The 16177-nt window shown below is 70.5% G+C and carries 19 protein-coding genes; 14 read left to right on the top strand and 5 right to left on the bottom strand.

Going from position 1 to position 16177, the window contains the following annotated elements; genetic code table 11:
* The 6 genes from O7611_RS24070 (at position 1) to O7611_RS24095 (ending at position 7812) form a co-directional block, all read left to right on the top strand.
* Positions 1-549 (top strand): Uma2 family endonuclease, encoded by a 549-nt coding sequence (locus O7611_RS24070; protein ID WP_269697630.1) that lies wholly within the window; start codon positions 1-3, stop codon positions 547-549.
* A 67-nt stretch (positions 550-616) separates the two neighbouring features.
* Complete coding sequence (locus O7611_RS24075; RefSeq protein ID WP_194803561.1) at positions 617-2053, top strand: TldD/PmbA family protein; 1437 nt, start codon at positions 617-619, stop codon at positions 2051-2053.
* A 227-nt stretch (positions 2054-2280) separates the two neighbouring features.
* Complete coding sequence (locus O7611_RS24080) at positions 2281-3699, top strand: TldD/PmbA family protein (protein ID WP_269697631.1); 1419 nt, start codon at positions 2281-2283, stop codon at positions 3697-3699.
* A gap of 227 nt (positions 3700-3926) precedes the next feature.
* Positions 3927-4748 (top strand): hypothetical protein, encoded by an 822-nt coding sequence (locus O7611_RS24085; protein WP_121685313.1) that lies wholly within the window; start codon positions 3927-3929, stop codon positions 4746-4748.
* 10 nt (positions 4749-4758) lie between these two features.
* On the top strand, positions 4759-6669 hold the full coding sequence (locus O7611_RS24090) for a fumarate reductase/succinate dehydrogenase flavoprotein subunit (protein ID WP_194801308.1): 1911 nt from the start codon (positions 4759-4761) through the stop codon (positions 6667-6669).
* Positions 6670-6672: 3 nt separating this feature from the next.
* Positions 6673-7812, top strand: coding sequence for a succinate dehydrogenase/fumarate reductase iron-sulfur subunit (locus O7611_RS24095; RefSeq protein WP_194801309.1), 1140 nt, complete (start codon positions 6673-6675; stop codon positions 7810-7812).
* Between the two features lie 107 nt (positions 7813-7919).
* Here O7611_RS24095 and O7611_RS24100 read toward each other — a convergent pair whose 3' ends face one another.
* Entirely contained in the window at positions 7920-8360 is a 441-nt protein-coding gene (locus O7611_RS24100) for a (deoxy)nucleoside triphosphate pyrophosphohydrolase (RefSeq protein WP_194801310.1), read from the bottom strand.
* 184 nt (positions 8361-8544) lie between these two features.
* Here O7611_RS24100 and O7611_RS24105 point away from each other — a divergent pair, with 184 nt between their 5' ends.
* The 5 genes from O7611_RS24105 (at position 8545) to O7611_RS24125 (ending at position 11502) form a co-directional block, all read left to right on the top strand.
* A complete protein-coding gene (locus O7611_RS24105) occupies positions 8545-8853 on the top strand; it encodes a 4a-hydroxytetrahydrobiopterin dehydratase (RefSeq protein WP_194801311.1) in 309 nt (102 codons plus the stop codon).
* Between the two features lie 32 nt (positions 8854-8885).
* A complete protein-coding gene (locus O7611_RS24110) occupies positions 8886-9248 on the top strand; it encodes a PH domain-containing protein (protein WP_135241958.1) in 363 nt (120 codons plus the stop codon).
* A 22-nt stretch (positions 9249-9270) separates the two neighbouring features.
* A complete protein-coding gene (locus tag O7611_RS24115) occupies positions 9271-9984 on the top strand; it encodes a SanA/YdcF family protein (protein ID WP_269697632.1) in 714 nt (237 codons plus the stop codon).
* Positions 9985-10191: 207 nt separating this feature from the next.
* On the top strand, positions 10192-10923 hold the full coding sequence (locus tag O7611_RS24120) for a class I SAM-dependent methyltransferase (RefSeq protein WP_194801313.1): 732 nt from the start codon (positions 10192-10194) through the stop codon (positions 10921-10923).
* Positions 10924-11010: 87 nt separating this feature from the next.
* Positions 11011-11502 carry a GNAT family N-acetyltransferase gene (locus tag O7611_RS24125; protein ID WP_194801314.1) on the top strand — a complete coding sequence of 164 codons (492 nt, stop codon included), beginning with the start codon at positions 11011-11013 and terminating at the stop codon, positions 11500-11502.
* Positions 11503-11522: 20 nt separating this feature from the next.
* Here the strand turns inward: O7611_RS24125 and O7611_RS24130 are convergent, their stop codons facing one another.
* Positions 11523-11804, bottom strand: a complete 282-nt coding sequence (locus O7611_RS24130; RefSeq protein WP_194801315.1) for a hypothetical protein — start codon at positions 11802-11804, stop codon at positions 11523-11525.
* Positions 11805-11970: 166 nt separating this feature from the next.
* Between O7611_RS24130 and O7611_RS24135 the strand changes: the two genes are divergently transcribed.
* Genes O7611_RS24135 through O7611_RS24145 form a run of 3 tightly spaced genes read left to right on the top strand, consistent with a single transcriptional unit; the run spans position 11971 to position 13897 of the window.
* Positions 11971-12330, top strand: a complete 360-nt coding sequence (locus tag O7611_RS24135; protein WP_128137275.1) for a GntR family transcriptional regulator — start codon at positions 11971-11973, stop codon at positions 12328-12330.
* Positions 12327-13205, top strand: a complete 879-nt coding sequence (locus tag O7611_RS24140) for an ATP-binding cassette domain-containing protein (protein WP_194801316.1) — start codon at positions 12327-12329, stop codon at positions 13203-13205. The genes O7611_RS24135 and O7611_RS24140 overlap by 4 nt, the downstream gene beginning before the upstream one ends.
* Positions 13202-13897, top strand: a complete 696-nt coding sequence (locus tag O7611_RS24145; protein ID WP_194801317.1) for an ABC transporter permease — start codon at positions 13202-13204, stop codon at positions 13895-13897. The genes O7611_RS24140 and O7611_RS24145 overlap by 4 nt, the downstream gene beginning before the upstream one ends.
* A gap of 72 nt (positions 13898-13969) precedes the next feature.
* Here O7611_RS24145 and O7611_RS24150 read toward each other — a convergent pair whose 3' ends face one another.
* The 3 genes from O7611_RS24150 to ychF form a co-directional block, all read right to left on the bottom strand.
* A complete protein-coding gene (locus tag O7611_RS24150; RefSeq protein ID WP_269697633.1) occupies positions 13970-14455 on the bottom strand; it encodes a dihydrofolate reductase family protein in 486 nt (161 codons plus the stop codon).
* 194 nt (positions 14456-14649) lie between these two features.
* Positions 14650-15024: a DUF6193 family natural product biosynthesis protein gene (locus O7611_RS24155; protein WP_269697634.1), complete on the bottom strand. Its 375-nt coding sequence runs from the start codon at positions 15022-15024 to the stop codon at positions 14650-14652.
* A gap of 65 nt (positions 15025-15089) precedes the next feature.
* Positions 15090-16175 (bottom strand): redox-regulated ATPase YchF, encoded by a 1086-nt coding sequence (ychF, locus tag O7611_RS24160; protein ID WP_194801320.1) that lies wholly within the window; start codon positions 16173-16175, stop codon positions 15090-15092.
* Between the last annotated feature and the right edge of the window lie 2 nt (positions 16176-16177).

Consider the following 16177-nt stretch of genomic DNA (forward strand, 5'->3'; position numbering starts at 1 on the left):
ATGACCGCGGCGGTGTTCGGCCACGACGGCCCGTGGACCGAAGAGGAGTACCTCGCCCTCGGCGAGACGCAGGAACGCGTCGAATTCTTCGACGGGAGCCTCTACGTGACTCCAGGTCCCACCCCGCTGCACCAGAACATCTCCGGTGAGCTGCGGGCCGCACTCCGGGCACCAGTGCGCCAGGCCGGGCTTCGCGTACTGGAAGCGGTGAACGTCCGCCTCAGGCCGGGCCGGATACCGATCCCCGACCTCGCCATTGTCGACGACGTTGATCTCCGGGTTCCCGTTATCGAGGCGAGCAGCGTCCGGCTGGTCTGCGAGATCCTCTCCCCGAGCAACGCCGCCACGGACAAAGTGCTCAAGATGCACTACTACGCTGCCGCCGGCATCGAGTGGTATCTCCTTGTCGACCAGGAAACCCTGACGATGCACCTTTACCAGCGGCAAGGAGCGCACTACGTCGAGCGGTCCGTCACGAAGGCCGGCGAGGTACTGGAGCTGACGGATCCGGTCCACGCGACGATCCGGCCTGAGGATCTGCTCGCCTGACGGATGTCGGTGCGCTCGCCTAGGGTCGGCGCATGAGCGAGCGTCAGCAGGGCAACGGAGTGCCAGCATGAGCGAGTTCGACGCGGCGACCGCAGCCGTCCAGGCCGCTCTCGACGCGGGTGCCCGGTACGCCGACGCCCGGGTCATGCACCGCCGCTACGAGTCGATGTCGGCCCGCAACGGCGACATCGAGGAGCTGAGCCAGGACGAGAGCATCGGGCTGGGCGTACGCGCACTCGTCGGATCGGGGTGGGGCTTCCACGCCGTACCCGATCTGTCCGACGCCGCGGCCCGCGACGCCGGCCGGCGCGCCGCGGCGATCGCCACCGCGAGCGCGCGGGTGCCCGGCCCGCCGATCGACCTGGTGCCGGTCGAGGCGACGGTGGCGAGCTGGGCCTCGGACTGCGCCGTCGACCCGCTCGGGGTGCCGCTGTCGGACAAGGGCGACCTGCTGGTCCGCGCCACGGCGACGATGCGCGAGCACGGCGCCGACCTGGCCGAGGGGCTCTACCAGATCTGGGACACCTCGAAGTGGTTCGTCTCCAGCGAGGGCCACCGGATCGACCAGCGCATCCGGGAGTGCGGCGGCGGCATCTCGGCCACCTCGATCGGTGCCGGCGAGACGCAGCGGCGGTCCTACCCGAGCTACCGCGGGCAGTACGGCACCACCGGCTGGGAGCTGGTCACCTCGCTCGACCTGGCCGCGCACGCCGCCCGGATCGCGGAGGAGTCCCGCGAGCTGCTCACCGCGCCGCTCTGCCCGTCCGGCGAGACCGATCTGATCCTCGGCGGCGAGCAGCTCGCGTTGCAGATCCACGAGTCCGTCGGGCACGCCATCGAGCTGGACCGCATCCTCGGCTGGGAGGCGGCGTTCGCCGGCACGTCCTGGCTCGACCTGGCCCGCCTCGGCTCGCTGCGGTACGGCTCCGAGCTGATGAACGTGACCATCGATCCGACCATCCCCGGCGCGCTCGGCAGCTTCGGCTTCGACGACGAGGGCTCCCCGGCGGTCGCCCGGGACGCGGTCCGCGAGGGGCGGTGGGTCGGGGTGCTCGCCGGCCGTGACTCGGCCGCCGTCGCGGGCCTCGACTACGGCGGCAGCGTACGGGCCGACGGCTGGGCCCGACTGCCGATGGTGCGGATGACGAACGTGGGCCTGGAACCCGGCCCGCACACGCTGGACGAGATCATCGCGGCCACCGACGACGGGGTGCTGATGGACATCAACCGGTCCTGGTCGATCGACGACAAGCGGCTCAACTTCCAGTTCGGCTGCGAGATCGGCTGGGAGGTGAAGAAGGGCCGCCGGGGGCGGATGCTGCGCAACCCGACCTATACCGGCATCGGTCCGGTCTTCTGGCGCTCGATGGACATGCTCTCCTCGGAGACTGTCGCCTGGGGCACACCCAACTGCGGGAAGGGGCAGCCCGGTCAGGTCGGGCACACCGGTCACCCGGCCGCGCCGGCCCGGTTCCGCGGCGTCCGGGTGGGGGTGCGGGCATGAGCGAGCGAGTCAGCAGGCTCAGGGCGACGGTGCCTCATGACGGCACGGAGCGAAGCGGAGTGCCGGCATGAGCGAGCGCAGCGAGCGAATCAACAGGCTCAGGGTGACGGTGCCTCATGACGGCACGGAGCGAAGCGGAGTGCCGGCATGAGCGAGCGCAGCGAGCGAATCAACAGGCTCAGGGTGACGGTGCCTCATGACGGCACGGAGCGAAGCGGAGTGCCGGCATGAGCGAGCGCAGCGTGAGCGCCGAGTTGGAGATCGCCGCCGGGGTGGTGGACCTGGTCCGGCACACGGCGGGGCCGGCCGCCGAGGCCGAGGTGCTGGTGACCCGCACCGACCTGGCGCTGACCCGGTTCGCCAACTCGTTCATCCACCAGAACGTGTCCGAGACCGGTGTCGCCGTACACCTGCGGTTGCACGTGGACGGGCGGACCGCGACCGGCAGCGGCAGCCGGGTCGACGCCGACGGCCTGGCCGCCCTGGTCGAGCGGACCCGCGCGGCGGCCCGGCTCGCGCCGCCCGACCCGGCCTGGCCGGGGCTCACCGCACCGACCTCGGTGCCGTCGGGCCCGGCCGTCGACGAGGCGACGGCGTTCGCCTCGCCCGACGAGCGGGCCGAGCGGGTACGCGCGTTCGTGGACGCGGTCGACGGGCTGGAGGCGGCCGGCTACTGCCGCACCGCGTACCGGTCGGGGGCGTTCGCCAACTCGGCCGGGCACACGGCTGTGGGCCGGGCGGGCGAGGCGGCGATGGACGGCATCGCCCGCGCCGGCGGCGCCGACGGGGTGGCCCGGCTCTGCGGCGACCGGCTGGCCGATCTCGACGGCGCGGCCCTCGGCGCCCGTGCTGCGGCGAAGGCGCGCGCCGCGGCCGACCCGGTCGAGCTGCCGCCCGGGCACTACGAGGTGGTGCTCGAACCGGCGGCCGTGGCCGACCTGCTGCAGAACCTGGCCTGGTACGGCTTCAACGGCAAGCGGTACGCCGAACGGCAGTCCTTCGCCGAACCGGGCACCGCCCAGTTCGACCCGGCGGTGACGCTGGTGGACGACCCGCTGCACGCGAGCGCGCTGCCGTTCGACCTGGAGGGCACGCCCCGGCGGGCGTTGCCGCTGGTGCAGAGCGGCACCACAGGGGCGGTGGCGTACGACAGGCGCGGCGGCGCCGAGGCGGGCACCGGGTCCACCGGCCACGGTATGCCGGGGGGCGCGACGTTCGGGCCGATCCCGCACAACATCCGCCTGCTGACGGCCGGCGCTGACGCGGGCGCGGGGTCGGCCGCCGCGGCGGTGAGCGCGGGCGTGACCGGGGCGGTGGGCGACCCGGACACCGCCGCGCTGGTGTCCGGGATGCGGCGCGGGCTGCTGGTGAGCGACTTCTGGTACACCCGCGTGCTGGACCCGAAGCAGTTGGTGGTCACCGGGCTGACCCGCAACGGGGTGTGGCTGGTCGAGGACGGCGTGCCGACCCGGGCGGTGCGCGACTTCCGGTTCACCGAGTCGTACCCCCTGGCGATGGGGCCGGGCCGGGTGCTCGGCCTGGGCCGGACGGCGGTCCGCCAGCCCGCTCGCGTCGACGGCTCCTGGTACGAGACCCCGGCGCTGCGGCTGGCCTCGTGGCACTTCACCGGCGGCGCGTCCGGGTGACCCGGCGCGCCGCCGGGCGCGTCACGGCACCGGTCGGCGCACCGTTCGGCCGACCCGCCACATTGATCATGAACTGACTCTTTCCAAGCTGCGGGACACACGGGACACTGCGTTGCGCGGCCGGGCCGTGAAGATCGGCGTAACGTGTGTCACTTAGCCGCACCGGTTCGCCGGTGTGGCCTCGCGCGTGCGCAGGACGTGACAGTGACGTCAGGGAGATGACTCGAATGACAACTACGTCGGCCAGGACGCCGAGACCGCAGCCGCGGGGAGGGCGGGCACGCGCCGCCATCGCGGCGAAGACGTTGCGGACCGACAGATGGTGGATCGCCCCGCTGATCACAGTGGTGGGGCTCAGCGCGTGGGTCATCTACGCGACGGTCCGGGTCTTCATGCACAAGTGGTACTGGGTGGAGCAGTACCACTACCTGACGCCGTTCTACTCCCCCTGCGTCACCGACCGCTGCGTCGAGGGCTCCTCGCACTTCGGCCAGTTCCTGCCCGGCTGGTGGATCATCCCGGATGCGGCGCTCACCCTGCCGTTCCTGCTGCTGTTCCGGCTGACCTGCTACTACTACCGCAAGGCGTACTACCGGTCGTTCTGGCTGTCGCCGCCGGCCTGCGCGGTGCCGGACGGGCACCAGTCGTACAGCGGCGAGACGCGGTTCCCGCTGCTCGGCCAGAACCTGCACCGCTACTTCTTCTACGCCGCCGCGATCATCTCGCTGATCAACACCTGGGACGCGGTCCTGGCCTTCCACTCCCCCGAGGGCTTCGGCTTCGGCCTGGGCAACATCATCCTGATCGGCAACGTGGTGATGCTGTGGGCGTACACGATCTCCTGCCACTCCTGCCGGCACATCATCGGCGGGCGGCTCAAGCACTTCTCCAAGCACCCGATGCGCTACAAGGCGTGGACCGGGGTGTCCTGGTTGAACGTCCGGCACATGCAGCTCGCCTGGATCACCCTCGGCACCCTGGCACTCACCGACTTCTACGTGATGGCGGTCGCCGCCGGCTGGATCAACGACCTGCGGTTCATCAACTGAGAGCCTGGACATGACTGAGACGCGAATCGAACGACACCACTACGACGTCGTCGTGATCGGGGCCGGTGGCGCCGGCCTGCGCGCGGCGATCGAGGCCCGGCTGGCCGGCAAGAAGACCGCGATCATCTCGAAGTCGCTGTTCGGCAAGGCGCACACGGTGATGGCCGAGGGCGGCGCCGCCGCCGCGATGGGCAACGTGAACTCGCGCGACAACTGGCAGGTGCACTTCCGGGACACCATGCGCGGCGGCAAGTTCCTCAACAACTTCCGGATGGCCGAGCTGCACGCCAAGGAGGCGCCGCAGCGGATCTGGGAGCTGGAGACGTACGGCGCGCTGTTCGACCGCACCAAGGACGGGAAGATCTCGCAGCGCAACTTCGGCGGCCACGAGTACCCGCGCCTGGCGCACGTCGGCGACCGGACCGGCCTGGAGCTGATCCGTACCCTCCAGCAGAAGATCGTCTCGCTCCAGCAGGAGGACAAGCAGGAGTTCGGCAGCTACGACGCGCGGATCCGGGTCTTCTCCGAGACCACGATCACCGAGCTGCTGCTCGACGGCGACCGGATCGCCGGCGCGTTCGGCTACTACCGCGAGTCCGGCGAGTTCGTCCTGTTCGAGGCGCCCGCGGTGGTGCTCGCGACCGGCGGCGTCGGACGGTCCTACAAGGTCACCTCGAACTCGTGGGAGTACACCGGCGACGGCCACGCGCTGGCGCTGCGCGCCGGGGCCACCCTGATCAACATGGAGTTCCTCCAGTTCCACCCGACCGGCATGGTCTGGCCGCCCTCGGTGAAGGGCATCCTGGTCACCGAGTCGGTCCGCGGCGACGGCGGCGTGCTGAAGAACTCCGAGGGCAAGCGGTTCATGTTCGACTACGTCCCCGACGTGTTCCGCAAGCAGTACGCGGAGACCGAGGAGGAGGCGGACCGCTGGTACACCGACCCGGACAACAACAGGCGTCCGCCGGAGCTGCTGCCCCGCGACGAGGTCGCCCGCGCGATCAACAGCGAGGTCAAGGAGGGCCGGGGTACGCCGGCCGGTGGCGTCTACCTGGACATCGCCTCCCGTAAGTCGGCCGAGGAGATCCGCCGCCGCCTCCCGTCGATGTACCACCAGTTCAAGGAACTGGCCGACGTCGACATCACCAAGGAGCCGATGGAGGTCGGCCCGACCTGTCACTACGTGATGGGCGGCGTCGAGGTGGACCCGGACTCCGGCGCGGCGTACGGCACCGTGCGCGGGCTCTACGCCGCCGGTGAGGTGTCCGGCGGCATGCACGGCTCCAACCGGCTCGGCGGCAACTCCCTGTCCGACCTGCTGGTCTTCGGCAAGCGCGCGGGCGGGCACGCGGCCACGTACACCGATCAGCTCGCCACCCGCCCGGCGGTGTCGGTGGCGGCGGTCGAGGCCGCCGTGGAGACGGCGCTGGCGCCCCTGCAGCGGGACACCGGCGAGAGCCCCTACCAGCTCCAGCAGGACCTGCAGGCGGTGATGGGTGACCTGGTCGGCATCATCCGCCGGGAGAGCGAGCTCGCCGACGCCATGCGGCGGCTGGCCGAGCTGCGGGAGCGGGTGGCGAAGGTCAGCGCGGCCGGCGGTCGGCGCTACAACCCGGGCTGGCACCTGGCGCTGGACCTGCGCAACATGCTCGTGGTCTCGGAGTGCACCGCGATGGCGGCGCTGGAGCGGCAGGAGTCACGCGGCGGGCACACCCGGGAGGACTACCCGGCGATGGACCCGAAGTGGCGCCGGGTCAACCTGGTCTGCTCACTGGACGGGGACGCGGTCCGGCTCACCGAGAAGCCGCTGCCGAAGATGCGGCCGGAGCTGATCGGACTGTTCGACCGGGCCGAGCTGGCCAAGTACCTGACCGACGAGGAACTCGCCGAGTTCGACGCCCTCACCGAACAGGAGCGCTGAGGAATGGGAACCGATCCGCAGCAGGCGACCGGCAAGCCGGGCGCGAAACGCCAGTTCCGCATCTGGCGGGGCGACGAGACCGGCGGCGACCTGAAGGACTACACGGTCGAGGTGAACGAGGGCGAGGTGGTCCTCGACGTGATCCACCGGCTCCAGGCCACCGAGGCCCCCGACCTGGCGTGCCGGTGGAACTGCAAGGCCGGCAAGTGCGGCTCCTGCTCGATGGAGATCAACGGCAAGCCGCGGCTGGGCTGCATGACCCGGATGTCGACGTTCGAGGAGTCCGAGACCGTCACCGTCACCCCGCTGCGCACCTTCCCGGTGATCCGGGACCTGGTCACCGACGTCTCGTTCAACTACGAGAAGGCCCGGGAGACCCCGGCGTTCGCGCCGCCGGCCGACGTGGCGCCCGGCGACTACCGGATGCAGCAGGTCGACGTCGAGCGCTCGCAGGAGTTCCGCAAGTGCATCGAGTGCTTCCTGTGCCAGAACGTCTGCCACGTGATCCGTGACCACGAGGAGAACAAGCCGGCGTTCTCCGGTCCCCGGTTCTTCATCCGGGCGGCCGAGCTGGACATGCACCCGCTCGACGCGCGTACCGACCGCCGGGAGTATGCGCAGTCGGACATGGGACTCGGATTCTGCAACATCACCAAGTGCTGCACCGAGGTCTGCCCCGAGCACATCAAGATCACCGACAACGGGATCATCCCCATGAAGGAACGGGTCGTCGACCGCAGGTACGATCCCCTTGTGTGGCTCGGTAACAAGATCTTCCGGAGGGGTCAGGTGCCTCAGACCAGCGCGACCAGCGGGCATTCCAGCGGTGCCGTCACGTCCGGAGGGGCGCACGGCGGGGCGCACGCGCACGGCAGCGGTTCGCACGCCGGCGGGGTGCACTCGCACGCGGGCGGCTCGCACGACAGTGCCGCCGAGCGTCAGGCGCAGCAGGGCGTCAACTGGCACCGCGAGGTGCCGCACCCGACCGCCCCGGCGGTGGACGCCAACGGTCGGCTGCCACTGACCGAGCTGACGTTCAACAAGGCCGCCGCGCCGTCGCCGTTCGGCGACGACGTGACGTTCCCGCTGCCGCCCGAGCACCTCAACTTCGCTCACCCGCAGCAGGACGAGCCGAAGCACTGAACAGCAGCGCGACGACGACGGGGGCCAGCGGCACACGCCGCGGGCCCTCGTCCCGTTTCTGCCCGGCTGTCCGGTTCACCGGACGGCCCGGCCCGTGCCGCGATCGTTCAGGGGGCGTCGAGCAGCGGGCGCAGCGCGGCCACGATCGGCACGTCGGCCGGCAGCCAGTCGACGCTGTCCAGTTCGGCGGCGGACAGCCAGCGCAGCTCGGCGTGCTCCAGCGCCTTGGGCTCGTCGCCGTGCAGCAGGCGGGCGGCGTAGACGCGCAGCACGGACCGGCCGTGCGCCATCCGTACGTCCCGGCCGACACGCGCGCCGACCGCCACCCGCACGCCGAGCTCCTCGGCACACTCCCGGGCCAGCGCGTCGGTCTCGGCCTCACCGGGCTCGACCTTTCCGCCCGGGAACTCCCATCGCCCCGCCACCTCGGGTGGCGCGGAGCGCTCGCACGCCAGCACCCGGCCGCCCTCGATGATCGCCGCCCCGACGACCACCTTCGGCTCCCGCCGGTCGGCCTGCCCGTTTCCGCTAACCCGTTCGGTCCGCACGGGCCACCAGCGTGCCAGATCAATCGGCGGTTTGGGTAGCTGCGTCGACCGTCAGGTCAGCAGAACACGGAAGTGTGGGCGTGGACACACCATCTGAGTGGCGAGAGACTAGAGGGCGTCGACTGGGACACGGGATGGCGACGATTTGGCCACAAGCCGGCAACGACGCCTGGGAGGTGCGGTGATGCGCGTGCTGTTCAGCGGCCGGGCGAAGCACGACTACCTCAGCGACGCGCTCGCCCTGCTGTCCGGATGGACGCGCGAGGGCGAACAGATCCGCCGCACCATCGTCCTCGACGACACCCAGCACGCCGCGCTCACCGAGCGGGTGGCGGTGGTGGCCGACGCGCTGCGGTTGCGCCCCGAGATCAGCCGCCGGGCCGACCGTACCCAGATCCGGCTCGGCCACGGCGACGGCGAGCCGCTCACCGAGGGTGAGGTGCTGCTGGCCGCACGCATCGAGGACGCGGTCCGCGCGGTCACCGAAGCCTGAGCCGCTGGCACGCCCCGCCTACCCTCGGGTGCATGTCTGGCCCCACGTACGACCGCAAGGAACAGTTCCAGCAGATCCAGAGCGGGTTGCTGCCCGGCGAGCAGATCATCGCCGTCTACGACGCGATCGGCACCGGCACCGGCTTCATCGGCCTGACCGACCGGCGCGTGATCGTCCAGGACCGCTCCTTCGTCGGCAAGCGGTACGCGATCACCAGCATCCCGTACTCGAAGATCACCAGCGTGAGCGTGGTGAGCAACAAGTCCTGGGGTGGTTCGTTCTTCTCCACCGGGTCCATCGCGGTGCACGTCGGCACCCACACCTACGAGGTCGAGTTCCGGGGCGCGCAGAAGAGCCACCACGTGCACAACGTGATCCTGCAGTACATCTCCTGACCCGCCTGGCACAATCGCCGCCATGCGAGGGCTGACGGCGCGATGGCGGGCCTGGCGGGGCGACCGTCGGCGGGCCGTACGCCTGCTCCGCCGCCTCCTGGTGCTCGCCACCGCCGCCGTGATGCTGCTCGGCGCCGCGACGGTCGCCAGCGTGGTCTGGGTCCGCGACGCCGCCGAGGGCCGCGTGTTCGACGCCGCGGACGCGCCCGAGACGCCGGTGGCGCTCGTGCTGGGCACCAAGGTGGAGCCGGACGGCACGCCGGCGCCGTTCCTGGCCGCGCGGCTGGAGATCGCCCGGCAGTTGTACGCCGCCGGCAAGGTCCGGGTGCTGCTGCTCTCCGGTGACCACATGAACTGGGACTACGACGAGCCGGACGCGATGCGGCGCTGGCTCGTCGACCGGGGCGTCCCGGCCGAGAAGACGGTGCTGGACCACGCGGGGTTCGACACGTACGACTCGTGTGTGCGCGCGCACCGCGTCTTCGGGGTGCGGCGGGCCACTGTGGTCACCCAGTCGTTCCACCTGTCGCGCGCGGTGGCGCTCTGCCGGGACGCCGGCATCGACACCGTCGGCGTCGGCGACGACACCGCCCGCCGGTACGCGGGCCAGTGGCGGATCAGCTCCGTCCGGGAGTACGGGGCGTGTGTGAAGGCTGCCCTGGACGTGCTCACCGGGCGTGACCCGGTGCACCTCGGCCGCCGGGAGACCGGAGTGGACGACGCGCTGCGGGCGTAATCCGGTTGTCCCGCCGGCTCGGCTGCTGATCTGCTGAGCCTCTCGAAGCCGACCGGAGGGAGCATCACCATGCCACACGCTGCGAAGCCCACCCGACCCGTCGTCACCTCATCCGAAACGAGGCTTCGTGTTGTCGTACCCCATTCCGGCGGAGGTCACTGACCTCGCGCCGCGTCGCGTCCCGTCCGCCCGGCGGGAGGGCGCGTGATGTCCGTCTTCGACGATCCCGGCCTGTTCGGCCGGCTCTGGGCCGCCACCTACGACGGCCCCGGCAATCCCGACCCGGCCCCGGCCGTCGACTTCCTCGCCCCGCTGGCCGAGGGCGGCCCGGTGCTCGAACTGGCGATCGGCACCGGCCGGGTGGCCCTGCCGCTGGCCGAGCGCGGCCTGACCGTGGAGGGCGTCGAGGCGTCCCCGGAGATGGTCGCGCACCTGCGCGCCAAGCCGGGCGGCGCGGACATGCCCGTCACCGTCGGCGACATGGCGGACGTCCCGGTCCCCGGGCCGTACCGTCTGGTGTTCCTGGTGTTCAACACGCTGTTCAACCTGGTCTCCGAGGAGCGCCAGGCGGCGTGCTTCCGCAACGTCGCCCGGGTGCTCGCGCCCGGCGGGGCGTTCGTCATCGAGACCTTCGTGCCCGACCCGGCGGACTTCGACCGGGACGAGCAGGTCCAGGTGCGGGAGGTGACCGAGGACTCGGCCACCATCCGCATGCATCGGTACGACCGGGCGGCGCAGACGTTCGTGCGCCAGACCGTCACGTTCGACGCTGCCGGCGTTCACCTCAAGCCGTTCGCCATGCGGTACGCCTGGCCGGAGCAGATCGACGAACTGGCGGAGCGGGCCGGGCTGCGGCTCACCGAGCGGTACGCCGACTGGGACCGGTCGCCGTTCGACGCGGACAGCCGCTCGCACATCTCCGTCTACCGGCGGCGGTAGCGCTCACACCGAGGGGCCGGGCATCCCGTCCCGGCCCTTCGGCCGCGCGACTACGCTGACCACCGCCGGTCCGGACAGGGGGAACCGATGACAGTCACCGTCGTCGCCATGAACGACTCGCACGCCGACGCCGTGCTGGAGATCTACCGCCTCGGCATCGACGAGGGCAACGCCACGTTCGAGACCGCGCCGCCGGACTGGGCGCGGTTCACCGCCACCCGGATGCCCGGCCACCGCTGGGTGGCGCTCGACGAGGCCGGCGACGTGCTCGGCTGGGCGGCCTGTTCGGCGGTCTCCGAGCGCAGCGTCTACGCCGGGGTGGTCGAGCACTCCGTCTACGTGCACCCGCGGGGGCGCGGACGCGGGGTCGGCCGGGCCCTGCTGGAGGCGCTGATCGCCTCCACCGAGGCGGCCGGGATCTGGACCATCCAGTCCGGCGTGTTCCCGGAGAACACCGCGAGTCTCGCGCTGCACGCGGCGTGCGGCTTCCGCGTCGTCGGCACCCGCGAGCGGGTGGGCCGCCACCACGGCACCTGGCGCGACGTGACCCTGATCGAGCGCCGCAGTCCCCGAATCTGACCCCTTGGTCACCGGGTCGGTCAGGCGCCGACCAGGTGACGGCGCACCAGGGCGTCCCGCTCCAGGACCAGGTCGATCATCTGCCAGAACTCGGCGATCCGGGGATGGGTCAGGCCCTCCTCGCGGCTGAGCTTGCGGCCGAAGACCGGGCTGTCATCCGCGACCTCACCACCGTTGACGAGCGTCGCGGCCGGCCCCGGCGAGCCGGCCACCGGCCCGAGCCGGCAGCCGAACGTGACGTGGTCGTCGAAGTCGTCGCGGCCCCAGCTGCCCAGGATCGCGTCGATCCAGACCTCGTGCACGCCGTCGTGGTGGTAGCAGCTCGCGAAGTAGACGGCCGCCGTCGCGCCGTCGGTGCGGATGTGGGCCCGATCCTCAGTGTCACGGCGCGAACCCTAGCGAGGACTTGACGGTTCTGCCGCCCAGGTGCGATGGTTAGTTACATGAGTAATGAACCAAAGAACCGGGATGGATGACGGCCGGCCGATCTTCGTCCAGATCGCGGAGCTGATCGAGAACTCGATCATCGACGGGACGTACGCGGAGGAGACCCAGGTGCCGTCGACGAACGAGCTGGCGGCGTTCCACCGGATCAACCCGGCGACCGCCGCCAAGGGGATCAACCGCCTGGTCGATGACGGGCTGCTCTACAAGCGCAGGGGGATCGGAATGTTCGTGGCAACGGGGGCCGTCGAAACACTCCGGGAACGCCGCCGGCGCGAGTTCTCCGACCAGTACGTGCGGCCCCTCATCGAGGAGGCACGCAAGTTGGGCATCGGCACCGAGGAGCTGAAGAAGCTCATCGAGACAGGGGAGGAACAGCGATGAGCGTCGTGGCGGCAGCCGGCCTCACGAAGCGGTTCGGCGACGTGACCGCTCTCGACGACGTCACCTTCACGCTGACCGGAAACAAGATCTACGGCCTGCTCGGCCGCAACGGCGCCGGGAAGACGACGCTGATGCAGCTGATCACCGGCCAGAACAGCGGCACCAGCGGCGACCTCACGCTCTTCGGCGAGCGCCCGTACGAGAACGAGCGGGCCCTGTCGCAGGTGGCCTTCATCAAGGAGAGCCAGACTTACCCGGCCGCCTACCAGGTCCGGCACGTCCTGAGCCTGGCCAAGCGGCTGTTCCCCAACTGGGACGAGGACTTCGCACAGTCCCTCGTGGACGACTTCGACCTGCCGCGCAAGCGCAACGTGCGCAAGCTGTCCCGCGGCATGCTGTCCGCGCTGGGCGTGACGATCGGCCTGGCCGCACGCGCGCCGCTGACCTTCTTCGACGAGCCGTACCTCGGTCTCGACGCGGTCGCCCGGCAGCTCTTCTACGACCGGCTGCTCGCCGACTACGCCGAGAATCCACGCACCGTCGTGCTCTCCACCCACCTCATCGACGAGGTGGCCGACCTGATCGAGCACGTGCTGCTGCTCGACCGCGGCAAGCTGCTGCTCGACGCACCCAGCGACGAGTTGCGCGGCGAGGTGATGGAGGCGTCCGGCCCGGCCGCGGTGGTGGACGAGTTCGCCGCCGCGTACCGGGTGCTGCACCGCGAACAGCTCGGCGGCGCGGTCCGCGCGTCGCTGCGCGGGTCGTTCGACAACGCCGAACGGATGCGCGCCAAGAAGCTCGGCATCGACCTGGCGCCGGTGTCGCTCCAGCAGGCAGTGGTGCGCCTGACGACGGAAAGGACGAAGACCCGATGACTCGCATCCTCGACGTCGCCCGGATGCACACCATCGCCTGGATCGGCCAGCTGGCCTGGCCGTGGGGCATCATGGCCATCTCGCTCGGCGTCAACCTGCTGATCTTCGCCTCGATCGACGAGGCGGCGCCGGGCAAGAACACCACAGGCGGTCTGGCCAGCCTCTACATCGTCTGCTCGATCGTCGCCGCCGCCTCGATCAGCCAGGTGTTCCCGTTCGCGCTCGGCATGGGCGTCACCCGGCGCACCTTCTACCTCGCCACGGTGCTCGTCAACGTGGTGCAGGCGGTCGCCTACGGCGTCCTGCTCTACCTGCTCAACCTGATCGAGGGCGCCACCGGCGGCTTCGGGATCGAGCTGCGGTTCTTCCGGATCCCGTACATCGACGTCGACAACGGGCTGTTGCAGATCGCCGTCTACGCGGTGCCGTTCCTGTTCCTGAACTTCCTCGCCGTCTTCGTCGCCGTCTGGTACGTCCGGTTCGGCATGAACGGCCTGCTCGGGGCCGGCGCGGCCCTGATCCTGGTGACCGGCCTGCTCGTCGCGTTGATCACCTGGCAGGGATGGTTCGGTGACATCTGGCAGTGGCTGAGCAGCCAGCACCAGGTCAGCCTGCTGGTGGGGTGGCCCGCCCTGATCGCCGCTTTGGCCGCGCTCGGCGGCATGGCGGCCATCCGCCGGGCGAACGCCTGACGGTACGCAGACGGCGACCGCCGGTCCGCGAGACGCGGGCCGGCGGTCGTCCGTGCGATGGGTTCCGGGCTCTCAGCGCCTGGTCTCGTACCTGGTCAGGAGCACGCCACCGGAGAACGTCCGGGTCTCCACCAGGGTCAGGTTCACCCAGTTGTCCAGGGCGGCGAAGAACGGCTTACCGCCACCCACCAGGACCGGGTGGGTGGCGAGCACGTACTCGTCGATCAGCCCGCCCCGCATGGCCGCCGCGGCGAGGGTGGCGCCACTGATGTCCATCGGACCACCGTCCTCGGCCTTCAGCCGGCTGATCTCGGTGACCGCGTCGCCGGTGACCAGGCGGGTGTTCCAGTCGACCGGCCTGGTCGTCGAGGAGAACACCACCTTCGGCATGTCCCGCCAGCGACGGGCGAACTCGGCGTGCGCCGCTGTGACGTCCGGCTGCTGATCGGCGGTCGGCCAGTGGGAGCTCATCGCCTCCCACAGTCGCCGCCCGTAGAGCGCCGTGCCGGTCGCCGCCACCCGGTCGGACCACCACTGGAACCACTCGTCGCTCGGCACACCCCAGGCTGAGATCGTCGCCGGGCGCGGCGACGTAGCCGTCCAGGCTCACGTTCATGCCGAAGGTCAGTTTGCGCATCGTGCCAGCCTCCCGTGGTCGGTACTCGACGTACAGACCAGCACGGCGCCGGGAAACCATCGGTCAGGCCACGCCGAGCGCCGGCCCACCAGGATTCAGACGTCGAAGCGGATGGTCAGCGCTGGTCGCCGCCTGACGGAATTTCACACGTCGAGCCGGAAATCACCGGGGCCGGCGGCAGGTTCTCGACTACCAGCTCTACGGCTTCTTCCGCCGTTGCGGCCAAGCCGATGATCCGCTCATAACCGGCGGCAATGACTTGGTAAGGAGGGCCGCCGCAGGCGATGAGGGGCAGATCGTGGGCAGGGGTATCGGGCCAGCTCCAAGCGGTCCTGAAGAACTTGATCGTCCCGTGCGTTGCCATAGGGAAGAGGGCGCGCAACGTGGGGTGCCCATAGGCTGCCCGGAAGACCGGATCATCCACCCACCAGCCCTGCGTGTCCTCCATGAGCGCGCGCCAAACGTCGTCCGCCGACGTCTCCGGTTCCATCGGAGCATCCTTGCACGAGCAGCCAACTGCTCGATGATTCTGCTGATGCAGCGCTCAGTCCAGAATCAGACGTTGAAGCGGAACTCCACCACGTCGCCGTCCTGCATGACGTACTCCTTGCCCTCGATCCGGACCTTGCCGGCGGCCTTCGCCGCCGCCATCGATCCGGCCTCGACCAGGTCGTCGTAGGAGACCACCTCGGCCTTGATGAAGCCGCGCTGGAAGTCGCTGTGGATCACCCCGGCGGCCTCCGGCGCGGTCGCGCCGACCGGGACGGTCCAGGCCCGCGCCTCCTTGGGACCGGCCGTCAGGTACGTCTGGAGCCCGAGCGTCCGGAAGCCCACCCGGACGAGCTGGTTCAGGCCCGGCTCGGACTGCCCGATCGACTCCAGCAGTTCGCGGGCCTCGTCCTCGGGCAGGTCCACCAGCTCGGACTCGATCTTGGCATCCATGAAGATCGCCTCGGCGGGCGCGACCAGGCCGCGCAGCTCGTCGAGGAACTCCTCGTTGCCCAGCTCGGCCTCGTCGACGTTGAAAACGTAGAGAAACGGCTTGGTGGTGAGCAGGTGCAGCTCACGCAGGTGCTCCAGCTCGACCTTCGCGGCGGCGGCGCCCGCGTACAGGGTCACGCCGTTGTCGAGGACCTCGACCGCCTTCTTGGCGGCCTCGACGGCGGCGGCCCGGTCCTTGCGGAGCTTGGCCTCCTTCTCCAGCCGGGGCAGCGCCTTCTCCAGCGTCTGGATGTCGGCCAGGATCAGCTCGGTGTTGATCGTCTCGATGTCGTCGGCCGGGGAGACCTTGCCGTCGACGTGCACCACGTTCGGGTCGGAGAAGGCGCGCACCACCTGGCAGATCGCCGAGGCGTCGCGGATGTTGGCGAGGAACGCGTTGCCCCGCCCCTGCCCCTTGGAGGCGCCCCGAACCAGGCCGGCGATGTCGACGAACGAGACCGGCGCCGGCAGCACCTTCTGCGAGGAGAAGATCTCGGCCAGCTTGGTCAGCCGCTCGTCGGGCAGCCCGACCACGCCGACGTTCGGCTCGATGGTGGCGAACGGGTAGTTCGCGGCGAGCACGTCGTTCTTGGTCAGCGCGTTGAACAGGGTGCTCTTGCCCACGTTGGGCAGGCCGACGATGCCGATGGTGAGACTCACGA

Source organism: Micromonospora sp. WMMC273, from assembly GCF_027460285.1.
GTDB classification, from domain to species: domain Bacteria; phylum Actinomycetota; class Actinomycetes; order Mycobacteriales; family Micromonosporaceae; genus Micromonospora; species Micromonospora aurantiaca.